The organism is Nocardioides sp. NBC_00368, assembly GCF_036090055.1.
Classification (GTDB): domain Bacteria; phylum Actinomycetota; class Actinomycetes; order Propionibacteriales; family Nocardioidaceae; genus Nocardioides.
This window is the reverse complement of sequence record NZ_CP107970.1, coordinates 2,001,532-2,021,838: the sequence shown is the minus strand read 5'-3', so window position 1 is coordinate 2,021,838 and position 20,307 is coordinate 2,001,532. Positions and strand designations below refer to the sequence as shown.

The 20,307-nt window shown below is 67.1% G+C and carries 20 protein-coding genes and 1 tRNA gene; 13 read left to right on the top strand and 8 right to left on the bottom strand.

Annotated features, from left to right (window positions below; all coding sequences use genetic code 11):
- The first annotated feature begins 516 nt into the window (after positions 1–516).
- The 4 genes from OG984_RS09640 (at position 517) to OG984_RS09625 (ending at position 2,957) form a co-directional block, all read left to right on the top strand.
- A tRNA-Val gene (locus OG984_RS09640) sits at positions 517–591 on the top strand.
- Positions 592–1,522: 931 nt separating this feature from the next.
- Positions 1,523–1,759 carry a hypothetical protein gene (locus OG984_RS09635; protein WP_328531370.1) on the top strand — a complete coding sequence of 79 codons (237 nt, stop codon included), beginning with the start codon at positions 1,523–1,525 and terminating at the stop codon, positions 1,757–1,759.
- A gap of 184 nt (positions 1,760–1,943) precedes the next feature.
- Positions 1,944–2,432, top strand: a complete 489-nt coding sequence (locus tag OG984_RS29515) for a M50 family metallopeptidase (RefSeq protein WP_442940976.1) — start codon at positions 1,944–1,946, stop codon at positions 2,430–2,432.
- Between the two features lie 240 nt (positions 2,433–2,672).
- A complete protein-coding gene (locus OG984_RS09625; RefSeq protein ID WP_328531368.1) occupies positions 2,673–2,957 on the top strand; it encodes a hypothetical protein in 285 nt (94 codons plus the stop codon).
- A gap of 178 nt (positions 2,958–3,135) precedes the next feature.
- On the opposite strand, the gene OG984_RS09620 is transcribed toward OG984_RS09625, so the two are convergent.
- The 3 genes from OG984_RS09620 to OG984_RS09610 form a co-directional block, all read right to left on the bottom strand.
- Entirely contained in the window at positions 3,136–3,423 is a 288-nt protein-coding gene (locus OG984_RS09620; protein WP_328531367.1) for an aldehyde dehydrogenase family protein, read from the bottom strand.
- A 49-nt stretch (positions 3,424–3,472) separates the two neighbouring features.
- On the bottom strand, positions 3,473–4,441 hold the full coding sequence (locus tag OG984_RS09615; RefSeq protein ID WP_328531366.1) for a hypothetical protein: 969 nt from the start codon (positions 4,439–4,441) through the stop codon (positions 3,473–3,475).
- Between the two features lie 126 nt (positions 4,442–4,567).
- Positions 4,568–5,494 carry a helix-turn-helix domain-containing protein gene (locus OG984_RS09610; RefSeq protein ID WP_328531365.1) on the bottom strand — a complete coding sequence of 309 codons (927 nt, stop codon included), beginning with the start codon at positions 5,492–5,494 and terminating at the stop codon, positions 4,568–4,570.
- A gap of 1,446 nt (positions 5,495–6,940) precedes the next feature.
- Here OG984_RS09610 and glnT point away from each other — a divergent pair.
- From glnT to OG984_RS09570, 8 genes are read left to right on the top strand one after another with little or no spacing between them, the layout of a single operon-like run.
- Complete coding sequence (gene glnT, locus OG984_RS09605) at positions 6,941–8,287, top strand: type III glutamate--ammonia ligase (protein ID WP_328531364.1); 1,347 nt, start codon at positions 6,941–6,943, stop codon at positions 8,285–8,287.
- A 26-nt stretch (positions 8,288–8,313) separates the two neighbouring features.
- Entirely contained in the window at positions 8,314–9,225 is a 912-nt protein-coding gene (locus OG984_RS09600) for a hypothetical protein (protein WP_328531363.1), read from the top strand.
- On the top strand, positions 9,222–9,917 hold the full coding sequence (locus OG984_RS09595; protein WP_328531362.1) for a hypothetical protein: 696 nt from the start codon (positions 9,222–9,224) through the stop codon (positions 9,915–9,917). The genes OG984_RS09600 and OG984_RS09595 overlap by 4 nt, the downstream gene beginning before the upstream one ends.
- A gap of 11 nt (positions 9,918–9,928) precedes the next feature.
- On the top strand, positions 9,929–11,284 hold the full coding sequence (locus tag OG984_RS09590) for an FMN-binding glutamate synthase family protein (RefSeq protein ID WP_328531361.1): 1,356 nt from the start codon (positions 9,929–9,931) through the stop codon (positions 11,282–11,284).
- On the top strand, positions 11,284–12,474 hold the full coding sequence (locus OG984_RS09585) for an NAD(P)/FAD-dependent oxidoreductase (protein WP_328531360.1): 1,191 nt from the start codon (positions 11,284–11,286) through the stop codon (positions 12,472–12,474). Before OG984_RS09590 ends, OG984_RS09585 begins: the two co-directional genes overlap by 1 nt.
- Positions 12,471–12,959, top strand: coding sequence for a HutD/Ves family protein (locus tag OG984_RS09580; RefSeq protein WP_328531359.1), 489 nt, complete (start codon positions 12,471–12,473; stop codon positions 12,957–12,959). The genes OG984_RS09585 and OG984_RS09580 overlap by 4 nt, the downstream gene beginning before the upstream one ends.
- The gene (locus OG984_RS09575) at positions 12,956–14,161 is read left to right on the top strand and encodes an allantoate amidohydrolase (RefSeq protein WP_328531358.1); all 1,206 of its coding nucleotides are present in this window, start codon (positions 12,956–12,958) and stop codon (positions 14,159–14,161) included. The genes OG984_RS09580 and OG984_RS09575 overlap by 4 nt, the downstream gene beginning before the upstream one ends.
- Positions 14,162–14,216: 55 nt before the next feature.
- Positions 14,217–14,864 carry a helix-turn-helix domain-containing protein gene (locus OG984_RS09570; protein WP_328531357.1) on the top strand — a complete coding sequence of 216 codons (648 nt, stop codon included), beginning with the start codon at positions 14,217–14,219 and terminating at the stop codon, positions 14,862–14,864.
- Between the two features lie 10 nt (positions 14,865–14,874).
- Here the strand turns inward: OG984_RS09570 and OG984_RS09565 are convergent, their stop codons facing one another.
- The 3 genes from OG984_RS09565 to OG984_RS09555 form a co-directional block, all read right to left on the bottom strand.
- Positions 14,875–16,080 carry a pyridoxal phosphate-dependent aminotransferase gene (locus OG984_RS09565; protein ID WP_328531356.1) on the bottom strand — a complete coding sequence of 402 codons (1,206 nt, stop codon included), beginning with the start codon at positions 16,078–16,080 and terminating at the stop codon, positions 14,875–14,877.
- A 102-nt stretch (positions 16,081–16,182) separates the two neighbouring features.
- Positions 16,183–16,716 (bottom strand): cysteine hydrolase family protein, encoded by a 534-nt coding sequence (locus tag OG984_RS09560; protein WP_328531355.1) that lies wholly within the window; start codon positions 16,714–16,716, stop codon positions 16,183–16,185.
- On the bottom strand, positions 16,713–18,155 hold the full coding sequence (locus OG984_RS09555; RefSeq protein ID WP_328531354.1) for a purine-cytosine permease family protein: 1,443 nt from the start codon (positions 18,153–18,155) through the stop codon (positions 16,713–16,715). Before OG984_RS09555 ends, OG984_RS09560 begins: the two co-directional genes overlap by 4 nt.
- A 200-nt stretch (positions 18,156–18,355) precedes the next feature.
- Here OG984_RS09555 and OG984_RS09550 point away from each other — a divergent pair, with 200 nt between their 5' ends.
- Complete coding sequence (locus OG984_RS09550; RefSeq protein ID WP_328531353.1) at positions 18,356–19,057, top strand: GntR family transcriptional regulator; 702 nt, start codon at positions 18,356–18,358, stop codon at positions 19,055–19,057.
- Between the two features lie 29 nt (positions 19,058–19,086).
- Here the strand turns inward: OG984_RS09550 and OG984_RS09545 are convergent, their stop codons facing one another.
- Entirely contained in the window at positions 19,087–19,755 is a 669-nt protein-coding gene (locus OG984_RS09545; protein ID WP_328531352.1) for a GntR family transcriptional regulator, read from the bottom strand.
- Between the two features lie 54 nt (positions 19,756–19,809).
- Entirely contained in the window at positions 19,810–20,307 is a 498-nt protein-coding gene (locus tag OG984_RS09540; protein ID WP_328531351.1) for a flavin reductase family protein, read from the bottom strand.

The following is a 20,307-nucleotide window of genomic DNA, read 5'->3' as shown; positions in this document are numbered from 1 at the left end:
TGGTCGGCCGGTCCGTGGTTCATCTCGTCGAAGTGCTCGACGAAACCGCGGCCGCTGTAGGCGTGGATGCCAGTTCGCAGCGAGCCGGCGGCCTGTGGGCTCTCAGGCGGTGTTCCTCTCGCTGCGACGTTGCTCATCTTCTCGACCGAGCCGGGGACTTGGACGTGACGTCACACCCAGCAGGGAAGCCCGGTCACTGAGGGCGGCGGAGCAGGGTCGAGTCGCAGGTAAGGACGAGACTCACCGGGTTTCACCGGGGCGGACCGAGACGCGAGTCCGGCATGCCGGAAGCAGAGAGCGACTGGACCCGCTCGTCACCCTCCTCCGCCGACTGCCGGCCGCGTGGGTGCGGATCCTTGCGCGCGGGCTCGAGGGGTGTTTTCTGGCTGGTCAGAAGCCATACCGGTTGGGTCCTGGCTCGAGCAGATCGGCCATCCGGGGGAGTGGCGAATGTGAACCGAGAGGTGGGATGCGGTAATGTTCCGACAGCAGCGAGCCGCTCTGGCGGCAGCGAATGCGTGATTGGCGCAGTGGTAGCGCACTTCGTTCACACCGAAGGGGTCACTGGTTCGAACCCAGTATCACGCACCATCCGATGAACCCCGTCTGATCTGGTACTTCTCCGATCGGGCGGGGTTTCTTCATTTGAAAAGTGCTACCAGGATGCTACATCGCGTCGGGCTCGAGATCTCGACCCAGGCGTCGAAGACGGCGCAGCTGGCGACGCCGACGAGGGCCAGGCTGGCCCCGCAGGCGGCCACCGGCCGAAGAACGGCCTGGTGCTGAGCTGTGGCTGCCCCAAAGTCCCTCAAGATCCGCGCCTCGGCCACGGTCGTCGAGCTCGGCCCGATCCTGTGCGACGCGTGCGGCCTGGAGTTCGCGCCTGCCAGCTGACACCTGCGGTGCAGTCAGCCCGCGACGTTACCTCTGGCCGTCATGTCCCATCGGCCTCGAGCTCGCACCTGCCTCGAGTGAGGCACCGCGAGGGAGAGGGAATCCGACCAATGACGCCACGTCACGAAACCGGCCCGCTGACCACCTACCCTAAACGTGAAGGCACCACACTGCCCGCGGGCAACCCGATGATCACCCCGACTACGTGGGCCGCGTGGTCGCCGCCCGCGCCAACGCTGGCGCTGCTCTCGGTCTGGCTCGCCCGCTTGGACGTAAGCGCGCGTCGATGAGCGCGCAACCCGCCGTGCTGGCTGGTCTCCGAGGGAGGCCGGCGCGGCGGGAGCAAGATGTACGTTACGGGCACCATAAGCCGGTTAGGGCCCGCCGAGAGCGCGGGCCGGGCGACGTACGATCAGGCGGTGTCCGTAGTCCTGACCTTCCGACCTCGCCCGAAGTTGAGTGCCCCCGACGTCGACGAGCACGAGCCGATCGAGCTCACCGGATCTGGGGACACCTACGAGGCCGCGAGACGGCCCTGGATCCCGGCTGCCCGCGGGATGGGGATGGGTGCTGGTCGGCATCGGCCGACACAGCGAGAACTGGCGCATGGCCTCTCTACGTTCTCGGCATGGTCGAGTTCGTGTCCCGGCACCGGTGGAGCAATCCGGCGTTCCAGTGTGTCGGCTGGGCCGCCGCCATCGTGACCCTGGTCGCGTTCGCCGAGTCGGACGGCTCGATGCTCGCCGTCTTCCAGAGCTGGGGATACGACCAGCCCCTGGCGGTCATCGCGCCGCTTGCGATCGACCTCGGAATCACCGTCGCCGGGCTCGCCCTGGTCGACGCCAAGCACAAGACCACCTCCTGACCGGGCTGTGCCCGTTTCACGGTTCGCCCCGCTACCCACCCCGGGTAGCGCGGCGCTTTGCCGACCTGACCTGGAACAACGCCCGGGCGCGGCCCGGCCGGATACCTCTACCCTTTTACGTTGTGCCGACCATCGCCCCGCTCTCGGAGCTGCTGTCCGCGACCACGCCGACCCTCCACATCGGATGGGTCATCGCATGCGGTGTCGCCGGGCTCGTCCTGGTCCTCACCCCGGCCCGCCTGATCGTCGTCCTCCACTACGAAGCGGGCCACGCCATCGCGGCCATCGTCTCGGTGCCGGGTTCGACGGGATCGAGCCGCACCGCGATGGAACCGGCTGGACTACCTCCTCGGCCTACTCCATCCCGGGCGCGATCGGCATTAGAGTCGCGGGGTACGTCGCGCCCGGCCTGTTCGGTCTCCTCACCGTCTGGGCCTACGCAGTCGGGCGCACGGCTCTGGTCCTCGCTGCGCTCGCCCTCATCTGCGGCGTAAACGCGATCAAGTCCGGCAACCTGTTCGGGTTCCTCTTCTCCGGTGTCCTCGCCGCAGTCGCTGGATGGGTCCTCCTCGACGGTGCCGCCCTCGTACAGTCCATCCTGGTCCTGCTCCTGGCGTGGATGCTGCTCCTCGGCGGCCTCTTCGACTCCATCAGCCACCTGCTCGGCGGCTAAGATCACGAGCTGCTGGAGAGCTTCACCGGGGTCCCCGGGGTTCTGTGGGGCTCGGGTTCATCGCCGTGCACGGCTGGGCGGGTTTCAACGGGGCGCGGCTGCTGCTCGCCGTCTGACACCCTCGCGGAGCGCCCCGTTACCCGTCTCGGGAGGCGGGGCGCTCTTGCGCATTCCGGTCGCGGGACGAGGTCGCGCCCACTAGCGTTCGCGACCTACCTTGCGAAGGAGCCTGACCCCCAGATGACTCGCATCTTCTTCCTGCTCTACGGCCTGCTCTCGGCCGCCGCGCTGCTCTACATCGGGATCATCGACCCGGCATTCGTCCACCGCCTCGACCCCAGAGCTTCCGGGATCCTCGGGCTCCAGGCCTTGGGGAGCGTGCTCGTCTCCTCGGCTGGCTTGTGGACGCTCGCGAGGTACGACGCCGGGCTAGACCGAAGCAGGCGCGACACCATCGCCTTCTACGCGGGCGTGTGCCTCGTCGTCGGCCCGATCATCTTCCTGGTGTTGGACCACTACGTCTAACGACCTGTGACAGGCTCAAGCCGTCGTCACGGCCACACTTAGCCGACCCTAGCGAGACCCAGCGATGAGCCTCAGGGACATCAACGAGATCGCCACCAACCTGGCCGAGCAGTTCGACCGGGGCGCAGGCCTCGACCACGAGTAGATGCGCGTCATGGGGATGGACTCCGGTGCCCCGTCACCCGCGGCCGACTGGAACCAGGTCCAAGTCCTCGAGTTCGGATCCGTGATGGACGTGAAGCTGTTCGACCTCAAGAGGCGGACCCAGCCGCACGGCGGGGCTGGTGCTGGACCAGGCCGGAAACGCCGCGGCGGCGGCATCGACCCCCGCGACCGCGTCGTCGACGCTCCCGGCTGCGGCGACGGTGACGACTTCGCCGGTCACGGGGTTGCGGCGCTCGAAGGTATGCCCGAGGGCGGCCTCCATGTGCTGGCCGCCGATGGACAGCAGTACGCGATCGGTCATCGGTGTTCCTTGCTCAATCTCTTGACTGGTCGTGAAGTTCTGCCGCAGGTCATTCGGCGACCCGGGTGGAGTGGAAGGGGCACGCGGAGGCGTCGACGAGCCGGGGCTCGCGGTGCTGCTCCTTGATGTCACCCGTCGCCCGTGCCTTCTCGGGTGTGCTCTGCCGGGGATCAGCCTGGATGTGCTCGGCCAGCCAGATCTTTGTGGCCAGCGCTCGACGGATGAGAAAGGCCGCGACGGGGTTGGGATCGCCCATCTGGTGCAAGGCCCGGATGTGCGGTGCCTGGACGGTGAGGACGAGCTGGCGCCCCAGGCCCCACAGCGGTTTCGGCAGCTGGGCTTCGTTGAACTGCTCGATGACGTATTGGCCGAGCTCACGACCAGTCTCGGTCTGCTCCCACGGTCGTGCCTCGAACTCGGCGACAAACTCCTCCATCTCGGCAAAGCTCGCCGGATAGCCATGGATCGCACCGTGAGGTCCCCGCATCCTGGCCGTCACCGCGGCCCAGAAGAGGTGCGCGGCTGCCTTCTGCTTCTCGGTGAACCCGGGAAGTCCCAGGTCGAGTCGGAGTCGGTGGAGGAAGGTGGCCAGCCAGGACGTGGTGTAGATGAAGTCGTCATTGCTGAACGCCTCTTCGACGATCTTCCACATTGCGGTGTGGATGCGGTTGACCATCTCGATCGAGCGCTCGGCTTCGATGTGCTCCGGTCCATACTCAAACCATCGCCAGAAGTGAGCGAGTGTGTCCCAGGCGCGCTCGTGCTTCTTCTCCTTGGCCTTCTTGCTGCGCGCGATCAGGAGCTCGCTGCCGAAGGGGCTCTGCGTGAAGCACGGCATGCCGGTCGCGTACAGCAGGTTCACGAGCACGTCATCGCCGTAGTAGATCGTGGTCAAGGCCCAGATCCGCGCGTAGTCGGACTCGACTTCGAGAACTTCGATCTCTCGCGCGATCCACTTGCGCCCCTTGGGCTGGGTGAGCTCACTGGCCCCGGCCGGGGGCGAGACGGCAGTACTCATGCTGGTTTTCTCCTATTTCATTGGACGCGACCAACGCTAGGAGTGACGGCGCTCACACTCGTGGGCTGATGCGCAGACCTCTTGTGTGAGAGCGAAGAACGCGACGACGTGCGACGGGTGTGACGCTTAGCGGTCTCGAGGGGCGTGCTGTGCCTGACGCCACTGGGTCGCGGTGCACGCAAATTTCTCGTGAAAGGAGCGGCTGAAGTGGGAGACGTCGCCGAAGCCAACGGTGAAGGCGACGCGAGCGATCGATGCGTCCGGGTCGCTCAGCAGCAGGTCTGCGGCGCGTGCGAGTCGGCGCTCGCGGGCTGCGCGGCTGAACGTCGTGCCCGCGGATGCAACCACCATCTGGATGTGCCTGGGGCTTGCGCCTAGGGCTTCCCCCGCGGTGCGCGCACTCAGGTCTGGATCCGTTAAGTGTGCGTCGATGTAGGCAAAGATGTCGTCGCGCCACCTGGCGTGGGAGCCACTGATGTATCGCTCGTTGGACATCCCTTCACCCCAGCACGCTGTGAGGGAGTCGTGGACCAGCCGTGCGTAGACGCCAGGATCGGCACCTGCTGTCACGCCTGCGTGAGCCCACTGACGAATCAAGGCATGGATCAAGCCGTCCTGTTGCTCGTCACGGGCCGCGCCAGTCGCCAATCCCCAGTCCACTCTGCGCACCTGGTCAGGCAGGTGCGTCACCACCATGTGGTTGTGGCTGAAGAAGCTGATCTCGTAGGGCACCGCTGACCGGATCACCGTCAGTTGACCGGCGTTGAGCACGACCTCGTGCTCGTCCTGGTGTACGACCGCAACGCCTTGCTCGTTGAGCAGAATGAAGCGGCCTGGTCTTGTGTCACGAGAATTCGCTCCACGGACGATCGCGGCTGCTGAGCTAACCGACGCCAAGCCGACCGGACCGGAACTGCGGCGCACCATACGGGCATCGAAGTCGTCTTCGTCGACAGGTGTGATCGCGATCGGGCCGAAGGTGCTCGACGTGACCGAGTTCCACATCTGAACACGTTCGCGCGGTGCCGCTCCTGCGATCTCGAAGACTTCCATCACGATCCTTGCGCCTGCGACTTCAACCCAGTATCACACAGCGTCGACCTGCGTCCTAGACGCTCGTCGAGACTTGTGGAGCTGGCTGTTCAGGAGCGGAATTCGGTCCGGCCCGGACCCTCATGGCCCAACAGAGGTCCGGCCGGAGGGGAAGCCACCTTCGGCAGCAGCCCCAGCGACCAGGATCGTAGACAAGGATCTGTCCGAAGCGGTCATCGAGCAGTTCGCGAACCGCTGGTTCCCCCGGCGCTTCCGCTGGATCGCCCGCCGGATGCTGTATGCCATGTGGGACGAGCCGGTCCGCCGTGTCCACCGCATTCCCGAGACGTCGACGCTCAAGCGCAAGTTTCTCCGAGTTCGGATTGAAGACGGTTTTCGTTTGCAGGAGCGTGTCCTGCCTTGCCTGAAGCGGTCGACTCCCGAGAAGAAGCGTGCCCGGCAGCGACGACGGTTGTCCGCAGCGGCCTGACTCGAAGGCGGGGCCATGAACTGGCTCAGGCGCTCAACACGGCGGTCAGACTTGCCGGCACGACCTCACCGACGCTGCCGGTGCTGCCCAGTGGCAGAGGTTCTGATTACCGTGAGCCCGGGAGCCCGCGGTGACGTTCGGGGTCAAACAGCAGCCTTGTCGGGTGACTCGGTGCCGCTGCATCGATCGCTTCCTACTTCGAGGCCTGTTGACGGCCTCAACACGGGGCTCGCGTTCCGCGCATCTCCCATGGTCTCTCCGCACCGTGGGCGATTCGCTTGAGGCGCCTTCGCGCAGATTGTCTTCATCCGCACGCTCATCACTGGAAAGCAGGGCTCGGAGCCCGGCCGTTCCATTGAGCAGGTCCCAACACGGGTCAGTACTTGTAACCTGTGTCGACCGCTAATCGGCCCGCCACCTGCGAAAAGGGTGGCAGGCTGGTTGCTGTCGCTGGTGATATCGGTTGGCTCGACAGGTTCTCGTCGTCCGTGCCGCACCGCATCAACGCTGAGGCCCTGAACTCCGTGTTAACCGTGTGTCACGCAGCAGAGTTGGCATCGGCGCCTCTGTTCGGGAAGTGACAGAGCGTGTCAAGACAGCAGGGCCGTCTTCGCGCCCTTGAACTCGATCGCGAGGTCGAGCACACCGATGCCGTCCGCCGCCATTGGGATACGTCAGAGCGAGAGCCATCGCACGCGCAGACCCGATCTCTTGTGCGTCTTTCTGCGATGCCTTCGTATGCCGGTTCGTAATGTCATCTGGCGGGTCTGTCGCGGTGGCTGCCTCTGTCTCGCACTCAAGTCGCGGCTTGGCAGGGTTGGGACATCGCGTGGCAGGAGCTCTGCGGTATCGCAATCTCTTGCTATGCCGGCGCCCGGGTTGATGCCAAACTCACGCCTCCGTGATCTGTTGGAAACATCGCAGATGTCTACTGTGTATAGACAATGATTCATACCAGTGGACACAATGGAGTTGTGATGACGGAGAAGAACGAGCTGGCCGCCCTGTGCGAGTCCACCGGAACCACGTTCATCCTCGCCCTGTTCGTGGACCTGCGCGGCAAGCCCTGCGCCAAGCTCGTGCCGGTCGAGGCCGTCGACGAGCTGGCCGAAGACGGGGTGGGTTTCGCCGGCTACGCGGTCGGTGCGATGGGTCAGGAGCCGAAGGACCCCGACCTCGTGGCGATCCCGGACCCCGCGTCGTTCACGCCGGTGCCCTTCATCAAGGAGGGCCTGGCGATCGTCCACTGCGATCCCTATGTCGAAGGCAAGCCGTGGCCGTACGCGCCGCGCAACATCCTCAAGGCGCTCATCGACCAGGCCGCGGACGCGGGGTTCGAGCCCTGGGTGGGCGCGGAGGTGGAGTACTTCCTGCTCAAGCGAGGCGCTGACGGCTCCCTGGCAACGGCGGACGACCACGACGACGCAGCTCAGCCCTGCTACGACGTGCGAGGCCTGACCCGGATGTATGACCACCTCGCCGCGATCTCGACGGCGATGAACACCCTGGGCTGGGGCAACTACGCCAACGACCACGAGGACGGCAACGGCCAGTTCGAGCAGAACTTCAAGTACGCCGAGGCGCTGGTAACGGCCGACCGGGTCGTGACGCTGCGCTATCTGCTCTCCATGATCGCCCACGAGGCCGGGATGATCGCGACGTTCATGCCCAAGCCCTTCGCAGACAGGACCGGTTCGGGCCTGCACTTCCATCTCTCGTTGACCACCGCCGGCACTCCGGCGTTTCCGGCGGCGCCCGGCGAGGACGACCCACGTGGCCTGGGGCTCTCGGCGACGGCGTACTCCTTCGTCGCGGGGCTGCTCGAGCACGCTCCGGCGCTGCAGTCGGTCATTGCGCCGACGGTGAACTCCTACAAGCGCACGGGGGCGGTCTCCACCACCTCGGGCGCGTCATGGGCGCCGCGCAAGGCGACGTACGGCGGCAACGACCGCACACACTACGTCCGGGTCCCCGACCAGCACCGCGTCGAGCTGCGCGGCGGTGACGGCTCAGCGAACCCGTACCTGGCGATCGCAGGCGCGCTCGGTGCCGGCCTCGACGGCATCAAGCGGAGCGCCGCGCTCGGCCCTGTCGGTTCCGGTCCTGAGGATGCAGGGGAGCTGCCGCTCACGCTGCTCCACGCCGTGGAGCAGCTCGAAGCGGACCCGGTCCTGAGCGCGGTCCTCGACGCCGGCATCCCAGAAGGTGGCGATCCCGCCACCAGCGTCGCGGCGTACTTCGCCCGGCTCAAGCGCGAGGAGTTCTTCGACTACCACGCGGCGGTCTCCACCTGGGAGATCGACCACTACCTCACTGCTTTCTGAACCGCCTTCTGAAAGGACCCGATCCCATGTGTGGAATCGTCGGGCTGCACCTGCGCAGCCCGGAGCTCTACCCCCGACTGGGGGAGCTGCTCACCGGAATGCTCTGCGAGATGGAGGACCGCGGTGCGGACTCCGCCGGGATCGCGGTGTACGGCAACGACGCCTGGTCGCCCGCAGGCAGGGGCACGGTGTCGTTGATCGACATGGCTCTCCCGGCCGAGGAGGTGGCTGCGGCGCTGACCGCCGACGCTGGCGAGGTCATCGAGACCACGGTCGTCGGCAACGTGCTGCTGGCGAGTGGTCGTTTGGGCTCCGAGGTGCTGCTCGCCGCGGTCCGGAGGGTCTACCCGGGCGTGCTGGTCGGTGGCTTTGGTGAGGATCTCGCCGTGCTCAAGGGCACCGGCTCGCCCCGGACGCTGGCCGAGAGCTGGGGCCTCCCGAGGGCCGAGGGCTGGCAGGGCGTCGGGCACACCCGGATGGCAACCGAGTCGGCCGTGACCTCGGCGGGCGCGCACCCGTACGCGGTCGGCCCGGGGGAGTGCCTGGTGCACAACGGGTCCTTCTCCAATCACGCCTCGATTCGCCGCGATCTCAAGGCGGCGGGGGTCCTGTTCGACTCCGAGAACGACACCGAGGTCGGCGCCCGCTTCGTCGCTCACAAGCTGGCCGGCGGTAAGGCTGTGGACGAGGCCCTCACCGACCTGACGAGGACGTTCGACGGCTTCTACACGCTGCTCGTCTCCAACCGCGACTCGTTCGCTGTCGTGCGTGACGCGATCGCGTGCAAGCCCGCCGTCATCGCCGAGACCGACGACTGGGTAGCGATGGCGAGCGAGTACCGCGCGCTGGCCCACCTCCCTGGCGTTGAGAACGCCCGCATCTGGGAGCCCGAGCCCGAGGTCATCTACCACTGGAACCGACAGGAGGCGCTGGTATGAGCACGACCCTCGACCGCACCGTCACCACGTACGACCTCGCGAGCACGCCGCTGCGCGAGGTCAACCAGGCCCTGCATGCCGACGACGTCGAGGGGACGTACGTCATCGAGAACCCGCGCGGAGCGCACAACGTCGCCGTGGGGCTCGACGCGCCCGTGGAGGTGACAGTGCGCGGGCATCTGGGCTACTTCGCCGCAGGCATGAACCAGCAGGCCGAGGTCACCATCGAGGGCAACGCCGGTCAGGGCGTCGCCGAGAACATGATGAGCGGCAGCGTCCGGGTCACAGGCAACGCATCGCAGTCCGCCGGTGCCACGGGCCGCGGCGGCCTGCTGGTCATCGATGGCGATGCCGGAGCCCGGTGCGGCATCTCGATGAAAGGCATCGACATCGTCGTCGGCGGCTCGGTCGGCCACATGAGTGCGTTCATGGCCCAGCGGGGTCGCCTGGTCATCCGCGGCGACGCAGGCGACGCCCTCGGTGACTCGATCTACGAGGCCCGGATCTACCTGCGTGGCCACTCCGCCTCCCTCGGCTCCGACTGCGTCGAGAAGGAGATGCGGGCCGAGCACCTCGAGGAGCTCGCCGGCCTGCTGAAGGCCGCAGGCTACGAGGACGACGACCCGGCGGCGTACAAGCGCTACGGCTCGGCCCGCACGCTCTACCACTTCACCCACGAGAACGAGTACTGAGGCAGGACGCGATGAACCTCTCCGCCGACGACCGAGCCCGGATGGGCCTGCGCGAGTCCGCCACCTTCGACCGCACCACCATCGCCGCCATCCAGCGGGCCGCCGAGACCGGCATCTACGACATCCGCGGCTGGGGGGCCAAGCGGGCGCTGCCGCACTTCGACGACCTTCTCTTCCTGGGGGCTTCGATGTCGCGCTACCCCCTCGAGGGCTACCGCGAGAAATGCGGCACCGACGTGGTGCTGGGGGCGCGCAACGCGAAGTACCCGATCCACCTCGACATCCCCGTCACCATCGCAGGCATGTCCTTCGGCGCCCTGGGTGCGAACGCGAAGGAGGCCCTCGGCCGGGCGGCATCGACGACCGGGACCTCCACCACGACCGGCGACGGTGGCATGACCCCCGAGGAGCGAGGCCACTCCAAGACCCTCGTCTACCAGTACCTGCCCAACCGCTACGGCATGAACCCGGACGACCTGCGCCGCGCCGACGCCATCGAGGTCGTGCTCGGACAGGGTGCCAAGCCAGGTGGCGGAGGCATGCTGCTGGGCCAGAAGGTCTCCGAGCGGGTCGCCGGCATGCGCGACCTGCCTGCCGGCATCGACCAGCGCTCCGCCTCCCGGCACCCCGACTGGACGGGACCGGATGACCTCACGATCAAGATCAACGAGATCCGCGAGATCACCGACTGGGAGAAGCCGATCTACGTCAAGGTCGGCGCCTCCCGCACCTATTACGACGTCAAGCTGGCCGTCCACGCCGGCGCCGATGTCGTCGTGGTCGACGGTATGCAGGGCGGCACCGCAGCCACCCAGGATGTGTTCATCGAGCACGTCGGCATCCCGACGCTGGCCGCCATCCCGCAGGCCGTTCAGGCGCTGCAGGAGCTGGGTGTGCACAAGAAGCCGGATGGGGTGCAGCTGATCGTCTCCGGTGGCATCCGCTCCGGTGCCGACGTGGCCAAGGCGCTCGCCCTCGGGGCCGATGCCGTCGCCATCGGCACCGCCGCGCTCATCGCGCTGGGTGACAACGACCCGAAGTACGCCGCGGACTACGAGCGACTCGGCAGCGCGGCCGGCTTCTACGACCAGTTCCAGGCAGGTCAGGACCCGGCCGGTATCACCACCCAGGACCCCGATCTGCAGAGCAACCTCGACCCCGAGGACGGTGGCCGCCGCGTCGCCAACTACCTGCGCGTGCTGACGATGGAGGCGCAGACCATCGCTCGGGCCTGCGGCAAGGCGCACGTCACCCACCTCGAGCCCGAGGACCTCGTCGCTGTCTCCATCGAGGCGGCCGCCATGGCCCGCATCCCGCTCGCCGGAACCTCATGGATCCCCGGCCAGACCGCCGGAGGAACATACTGATGAGCAACGCCACACCCCGCAACGCGATCATCATCGGCGGCGGCCTGATCGGCCTCGCGATCGCCCGTTCCCTCACTGACCGGGGACTCTCCGACGTGCTCGTGCTCGAGCGTCACCAGCTCGCCGGCGGCGGCACCGGCAAGTCCTCCGGTATCGTCCGGGCCCATTACGGGGTGCCGTCGATCGCCGCGATGGCCTGGCGCAGCCTGCCGGTCTTCGAGAGGCTGGGAGCCGAGGTCGGCTTCCGTCAGGTCGGCTATTCGGTCATCGTGGGGGAGGAGAACATCGAGCCTCTGAAGGCCAACATCGCCACCCACCAGGGCCTCGGCGTCGACGTCGATCTCATCGACAACGACCGGCTCAGCCAGCTGTGGCCGATGATGAACACCGAGGACGTCGCCCTCGCGGCGTACGAGCCTCGTGGCGGCTTTGCGGACGCCACCCAGCTCGCACTGCACTTCGGACAGGTCGCCCGGCAGCAGGGTGCGCGGATACGGCAGAACACCTCTGTCGCCCGGATTCTGACCGAGGGCGACAAAGCCACCGGCGTCGAGCTGGACGATGGTGAGGTCATCGAGGCCGACCTGGTCGTCGTCGCCGCGGGGTGGTGGTCGAAGAAGCTGCTCGGCGACCTGGACGTCGACTTTCCGGTCGAGGCCTACCGTTCCGAGCTGCTGATCGTCGATGCCGGCGAGCCGCTGCCCGACCTGCCCGTGGTCTCCGACCTGGTCAGCCTGCAGTACTGCCGGCTGGAGGGCAGCGGGCAGTTCCTGGTGGGCAACAGCGACCACGCCGACTTCCAGAAGAAGTTCGTCGACCCCGACAGCTACTCCAACATCGCCGGCGAGGCCAGCATCATGAAGTACGCCGAGAAGGTCATGCACCGGTTCCCGGGCTTCCCCGAGCCCTCGGTCACCCACACGTACGCCGGCGTCTACGACGTGCCGCCGGACTGGAACCCGGTCATCGCACCGGTCGGCGGCCTCGACGGCCTCGTTCTCTGCGCCGGCTTCGCCGGACACGGCTTCAAGATCAGTCCGGCGGTGGGGGACCTGGTCGCGGACCTCGTCTTCGAGGGCGACAGCACAGACGCCGACATCCCCGCTGCGGATTTCCGCCTGGAACGCTTCGCCGAGGGCAAGCCGCTCGCCAGCCCGCACCCGTACATCGGCGCCGGCGAGATGCGGTGAACGCTGTGCTCGATCCGGCCGCGGTGGCGCCGGTGCCGTGGGACAACGGCGCCGGCTTCACCCGCGAGCTCGCGGTCGCGCATGGACCCGACGGGAAGGTGCTCTGGCGTGTCAGCGTCGCTGACCTTGTCCATGACGCCGAGTTCTCCCGCTTCCCTGACCTCGACCGGCTCTTCGTCGCTCTCGGGCCGCTCGTGCTGTCCATCGGTGGACACCCGACGACGATGGGTGCAGGGGATGCCATCCGGTTCGCGGGCGAGGCCGAGGTCACGGTCAGACCTGATCGTCCCACCCGAGCGTTGAACGTCATGACGAGGCGCGACGCCGTCCGAGCCGACGTGCATCTTGGTGACCATGGCGAGCCCGCGCATCCGGGCGTAAGTCTGCGTATCGACGTTGGTGACCGAGTCGCCGAGGTGCACCTGGAAACCGTCCTCCCGAACCACACCGACCAGCCGACGCGCCCTACCGAAGGACCTCGATGACCGACACCGTTGCCTCCCTCATGGCCGAGATCGCCGATGTAGGCACCGACCCAAGCCGCGGCGGATACTCCCGCCCGGTCTACTCCACCGCCGAGCTGGATCTGCGCTCCTGGTTCGTCGAGCACGCCGAGCGTCGCGGGCTCGATGTCCAGACCGACCGCAACGGCATCATCTGGGCATGGTCGGGTGGCGTCGGCGAAGGCGCCGTCGTCACCGGCAGCCATCTGGACTCCGTGCCGGGTGGGGGCGCCTACGACGGCCCGCTCGGGGTGGCCTCGTCCCTGGTTGCCTTCGACCGGCTGGCCGAGCGAGGTGTGCCGGGTCGCCGCGCGATCGCGGTCTTCCCCGAGGAAGAGGGGTCGCGATTCGGGCTGGCCTGTCTGGGGTCGCGCCTGCTCACCGGCGCGATCGACCCCGACCGGGCCCGCACGCTCACCGATGCCGACGGCACGACCTTCGCGGAGGCGACCCGACGCGCCGGTCTCGACCCCGCCCGCCTCGGCCCGGACCTCGAGACGCTGGCACGCATCGCTACGTTCGTCGAGCTCCACGTCGAGCAGGGTCTCGGCCTGGTCGATCACGACCGACCGGTCGCGGTGGCCTCCTCCATCCTCGGCCACGGCAGGTGGCGGATCGGTTTCACCGGCGAGGGCAATCACGCCGGGACCACCCTGATGTCCGGCCGGCGGGACCCGATGGTCGCGGCGGCGGTGCTCATCAGCGACGTGCAGCGGCTCACCCGACGCGTCCCAGATGCCCGGGCGACCGTCGGCCGGTTGGTTCCCACGCCGGGCGGCACCAACGTCATCGCCTCCCACGTCGACGTGTGGCTCGACGTACGTCATCCGGACGACGCTGTTACCCGCATCCTCGTCGCGGAGATCGAGGCCGCGGCCAAGGCCGCAGCCGCCGAGCAGGACTGCACGGTGGTGATCACCGAGGAGTCGTTCAGCGCCACCGTCGACTTCGACCCGGTGCTGCGCGATCGGCTCGCCGACCTGCTCGACGACGCGCCCCGGCTCGGCACCGGAGCCGGACACGATGCCGGCATCCTCAAGGACCACGTCAGCACCGCCATGCTCTTCGTCCGAAACCCCACCGGTGTCTCCCATGCGCCTGGCGAGGCGGTCGAGGACGCCGATGCGGAGACCGGCGCGGAGGCCCTGGCCGACGGCCTCGAGGCTTTGCTGGGGGCGTCATGACACGTGCGGGGGAGACGTCCACTGGGAGTGGACGACGGTGCGTTACGGTCGCTCCATGACCAGCGACGAAGCGCTGCTGCGCAATACCGGCACGACCCGCGCCCGGCGTCCGGAGGAGTCGGTCGAGTCCCTCGAGCTCGAGGCGGCGATCGCGCGCAATGTCCGCGAGCTGCGGCAGAACGCCGGCCTCTCTGTGGGCGACATGGCCGCGCACGTCGGCATCTCCAAGGCGATGTTGTCCAAGATCGAGAACGCCCAGACGTCGTGCTCGCTGGGCACCCTGGCACGCCTGGCCCGCGGTCTCGACGTCCCGGTCACCTCGCTGCTCCGCGGTGCCGACACCGAGCGGCCCGCGGCGTACGTGAAGTCCGGGCGTGGCACCCCGATCGTGCGCAACGGCACCCAGGTCGGGCACGAGTACGAGCTGCTCGGCGGCTTACGCGGTGAGCACAAGCGGCTCGAGTGCCTGCTGGTGACCCTGTCCGAGACGAGCGAGGTCTACCCGCTCTTCCAGCACCCCGGCACCGAGTTCATCTACATGCTCGAGGGCGTCATGGACTACGGCCACAGCCGTTCCACCTACCGGATGGAGCCCGGCGACTCCCTTCAGCTCGACGGTGAGGGAGCCCACGGTCCGGTGCACCTGGTCGAGCTTCCGATCCGCTTCCTCTCGGTCATCGCCTTCCCCGACGCGGGCGTCTGAGAGCGTACGTCTAGGAGAACAGCTTCTGCATCCGCGTGACGCCCTCGATGAGGTCGTCGTCGCTCAGCGCGTAGGAGAGTCGCAGGTAGCCGGGAGTGCCGAAGGCCTCGCCCGGAACGACTGCGACCTCGGCCTTGTCGAGGATGTAGCCCGCCAGGTCGGCCGAGGTGTCGATGACCCGACCGTCGTACTCCTTCCCGAGCAGGCCCTTGACCGACGGGTAGGCGTAGAAGGCACCTTCGGGGGTCGGGCAGTAGACACCATCGATCTCGTTGAGCATCGCGACGATCGTCTGCCGGCGCCGGTCGAAGGCGACCTTCATCTCCTCGACCGCGGTCAGATCGCCGGTCAGCGCCGCGATGGCGGCGCGCTGGGCGACGTTGGCGACGTTGGAGGTCGCGTGGCTCTGCAGGTTGGCGGCAGCCTTGACCAGGTCGGTGGGACCGATCAGCCAGCCGACCCGCCACCCGGTCATCGCGTACGTCTTGGCGACCCCGTGCACGATGACGCAGTGGTCCTGCAGCGACGGACAGAGGACAGGCAGGGAGCCGGTCGAGACGCCGTCGTAGAGAAGGTGCTCGTAGATCTCGTCGGTCAGCACCCAGAGCTGGTGCTCCTCGACCCACTGACCGATGGCCCGGATCTCGTCGGCGGTGTAGACCGCACCGGTCGGGTTCGACGGGGAGACGAAGAGCAGCACCTTGGTGCGCTCGGTGCGCGCCGCCTCGAGCTGCTCGATGGTCACCTTGTAGTCCTGGGTCTCGTCGGCCACCACCTCGACGGCAACTCCGCCGGCGAGCTGGATCGACTCGGGGTAGGTCGTCCAATAGGGCGCCGGGACGATCACCTCGTCGCCGGGGTCGAGCATCGTGGCGAAGGCCGCATAGATGGCCTGCTTGCCACCGTTGGTCACCAGGACCTGCGCCGGCGTGATCTCCAGGCCCGAGTCGCGAAGGGTTTTGTCGACGATCGCCTGCTTGAGCTCCGGAAGGCCACCTGCGGGCGTGTAGCGGTGGTTCTTCGGGTCGCGGGCCGCCTCGACGGCGGCATCGACGACGTAGCCCGGCGTCGGAAAGTCGGGTTCGCCGGCCCCAAACCCGATGACCGGGCGGCCCTCTGCTTTGAGCGCCTTGGCCTTGGCGTCGACCTTGAGAGTGGCGGACTCGGCGATGGCGCCGATTCGGGCGGAGACGCGACGGTCACGGGGCGAAGTCATGATGGTGATCCTAGGTTGGTGGCCACCCCAGCCAGGCTGGCCGGGCAGTTGAAGGCCGGGACTGGACCCGCCAGGACGCACCTTTCGGTGCGTCCTGGCGGTTCAGGAGAGCCGATCGGACGTGGTCACAGTCACCAACGGACCGAGTGTGTCCAGGAGCGTCAGTGCCTGCTCGTGCAGCGCAACGGTGGCGCCCGCACACGCGTCGGCGACCACGGTGACACGACGGCCGGCGTCAGCGGCCGCGTACGCCGTGCCGAGGACACAACATTCGGTCGCCACGCCGCACATCACCAGCGGTGCGTCTCCTACGATCGACTCGAGGTCAGGACCCCACTTCGAGAAGGTGGGACGCGAGACGATGGGTGCGGTCTCGGAGATCGGGAGCGTGAGCTCCCATGCCGGGTCGTCGGGCGGCAGCCGGAACTCCGACCAGCGGTCGTAATAAGCTGACCAGCCGAGTTCCTCCTGTGCGTCGCGGACGAACCTCGTCCACACGACCCGGTCACCGAAGACTTCGGCGAGGTCGGCCACTGCTTGTTCAGCGGCGGGATAGCCCTCTGCGGCCCAGCGGGATGCCGGATCTCCGAACACGACCTGCATGTCGATCACGACCAGCCATGGCCGGCCGGTCACGACACACCCGTCACGTCGGGAGTCGACTCACTACCGACCGGGGTCTTGGTGTGCCACAGAGCAGGCATTCGGTAGGTCGCGAGGTACGCCGCACTCGCCGCGGCGAATCCGACGAACATGCTGAGGTCGCCACCGCCGATGGAGTCAGCCAAAGGACCGGTGTAGAGCGACGACTGCCAGAAAGGAACCGAAGCGAGGACGCCGATCGCCCAGGCAACGAACCCCCACTCGAGGATCCGCCTCCGATCGAACAGTTCGGGGATGCGCGTCTTGTCATTGCGCCCGCCGACGAAGTAGTCGAGGAGGATCACCGCGACGTACGGGGCAATGAAGTACGCGGTGAGGTTGAGGAACACCGTGAACTTGTCGTAGACACCCGCCTCCGCCCAGAGGCTTACGCCGAACGCCGCGACACAGATCAGGACGACGGCCTGCTGTCGGTTGACGGGGATGCCGAGCGTCTGCAGTGAGATCGCACCGCCATAGACGTTCAAGAAATTCTGCGAGAACGAGGACAGCAAGATGGCCAGGAGCGCCGGAAATGCCCACGGCCCAGTGAGCTCGCGCACCGCAGCGATTGGGTCGACTGCCGTAGCTGCACCTGCGACGACGGCACCCGCGATACCCAGCCAGGACAGGGTGAGGAAGTTGCCGAGGCCGGTGAACAGTCCCGCCTTGAGACTGACGGCCCGGTCGTCTGGAAGGTATCGAGAGTAGTCCGAAGCGAATGGGGTCCACGCCACCAAGAAGGCGATGAACCATCCGAACAACGTCAGCCAGCCGCCGAACGCACCGATGTAGCCGCCGGCGTCGGGGTTCGCTTCTAGCGTCGTGGAGCCTCGTGCGATCGCCACCGCAGTCAGCAACGCGAACAACACCACGAGCACGAAGGAGAGCAGCTTCTGCAGGAAATGGATCATGTTGTAGCCGAAGACGGCGACAACCAGCTGCACAGCGACCAACCCGATCGCCGAGACGACGAACGGAATGCCTGTGAGCTCGCCAAGAGCTTTCGCGCCGAGGATCACCGTCAACGCGGCCCATCCGACGCCGGCGAAGACATTGATGTACGCGACCGGGAGCATGTTGCCCACGAACCCCAGCGGTCCTCGGGCCTGCATCTGTTGCGCGACACCGAGGTGGACCCCCATTCGGGACAGACCCCCCATGAGCAACGAGCCGACGGCAGCCCCCGCGACCACTGCCGTCACCGCCTGCCACAGACTCAATCCAAACCAAGCCGCGCTGAAGCCCAGGATCATGATCGGGAAGTTCAGCCCTGCGGCGAACCAGACGTAGAACTGCGACAGCGGATTGCCATGCCGTTCGACGTCGGGGATGTGGTCGACACCGTAGGGCTCGACCTTCGCGACTGCGTCACGGTATCCGCGGTCGGGCGAGCTCGCCTGCGCGTCCCCATGATCGGGAAAGTGGGTCATTCGTTCCTCCTGTACTTCAAGGCTGCATCTTGTATGCCAGATCTGGAGTCTGGACCGGCCTCGCATCCCTGTCAATATGTAACTGACGCCACTTTTTCTGGCGCGGCCTGAAGCCAAATAGCCGCCTGAAGAGGCTTGTTGTACGTCGATCCGTCCCAATCCACTTGCTGCCGGAGGTGCCCGACCGTAGGATCTGTACCATGCAAGAAACAATGGCTGCCGAACAGTTTCGGGCAACCCCGCTCGCCGGGCCCAGCATCCGGAGTCGCGTCGTCGATGAATTGCGCGCCCGGATCATCAGCGGCGAGCTCGCGCCCGGTACGCACTTGTCCGAGATCTCGCTTGCAGAGGCGTTTCAGGTCAGCCGTACGCCAATTCGAGAAGCGCTCAAGCAGCTGCAGACCGAAGGGCTGGTCGAGATCCGGTCACGGGTCGGCACCTTCGTCAATGCTCCATCCCGTCGGGAGATCACCGAGCTGTTCCAGATGAAGGAGCTGCTTGAAGGCGCCGCGGCCCGTCTCCTGGCTCAGCGGGGCCGGTGCGCCGAACTCGATGCACTCAGGGAGAACGTCGAGCGCGCAGACGAGGCCGTCACTTCGGGAAGCATCGAGGGGTACGCCGCGCTCGTACACGAGTTCCACGACCTGCTGATCGCGGGCGCCGACAACACGAAGCTGAGCGCCCACTACCAGACCCTGATGAACCAGCTCGCCTACCAGCGGCTTGTCTTCACGTCACTGAGCCAGCCGAACCGGCCGAAGCAGTCCGACCGAGAGCACCACCGGGTGCTCGAGCTGATCGAGGCCAAGGACTCCGAGAGCGCTGAGCGGGTCATGCGTGAGCACGTACGTGCCAGCCACAGGGCTCTGATGGCCGGGCTCGACGCAACTCCACCTACTTGAGCGATTCGCCAACGGCGACGCGGACGCAGTCAGTCGTCGCTCAAGCCGGCCAGGAGCGCACTGCGGCTCGCGCGTACGTGATCGCGCATGACCCGCTCGGCGCTGTCGCCGTCCTTGGCGATGATGACCTCGAGGACGAGGTGGTGCTCTCGGTCGGACTGGAGGGCCCGACCGGGCTGGCTGAGCGAGGTCGTGACCAGGCGGGCATAGGCGAGCTGGTTCATCAGGGTCCGGTAGTGGGACTCCAGCTTGCCGTTGTCGGCGCCGCGGATCAGCAGATCGTGGAACTCGCCGACGAGGCGGGCGTAGCCGTCCCGGTCGTCACGGGCGACCGCGGCGTCGGCCTCGCGAAGATTCTCCTCCAGGGCGTCGATCTCGGGCACCCGGCCGCGCTGTGCGAGCAACCGGGCGGCGGCACCCTCCAGCAGCTCCTTCATCTCGAAGAGCTCGGTGATCTCACGACGCGACGGCGTGGTGACGAACGTGCCGACCCGCGGACGCACCTCGACCAGCCCCTCGGTCTGCAGCTGCTTGAGCGCCTCGCGCACCGGAGTGCGGCTCACGCCGAACTCCTCGGCCAGCGCGAGCTCGGACAGCGGCGCTCCGGGGTCGATGGCGCCGGTGATGATCCGCTCGCGGAGTCCCTCGATGACGCGGCCCTGCATCAGGCTCGACGTCCCGTTCTGACGTGGGCTCATCCGACTCTCCCCTTGTATTCGCGCCATCGCCGACCCTGCCTCTGCTCGACCCGGTCAGGCCAGGCTCGGCAGCGCCGAGCCGTCGTAGAACTGGCCGGAACTGTAAACCATCGCAGCTCTCTCGGAGGCCGTGGCGTGAAGGACACGGCAGATGAACACGGTATGCGTACTGGCCTGCAGCCGCTCGCGGATCTCGACTTCCATCTGGGCGCTGCTGCGCTCGATGAGCGGGCTGCCGTTCGGACCAGGCACCCAGTCCACCTGCGCGAACTTGTCCGGTGACTTGCCCGCGAACACGTTGACGACGTCGAGCTGGTCGACCGAGAGGATGTTGATCGCCAGGTTGTCGGTCGTGTAGAGGCAGTCATGGGTCGAGGACGTACGTTGCACGCAGATCATCACGGTCGGCGGGTCGAGCGAGATGCTCGCGAACGCGTTGACGGCCAGGCCGCGTGGCGTCTCCTCGTCCATGGCGGTCACGACGGTGACACCGGTGACGAACTTCCGGTTGACCTGCTTCATGGTGTCGAGGTCGGGGCTTGTGATGGTCAT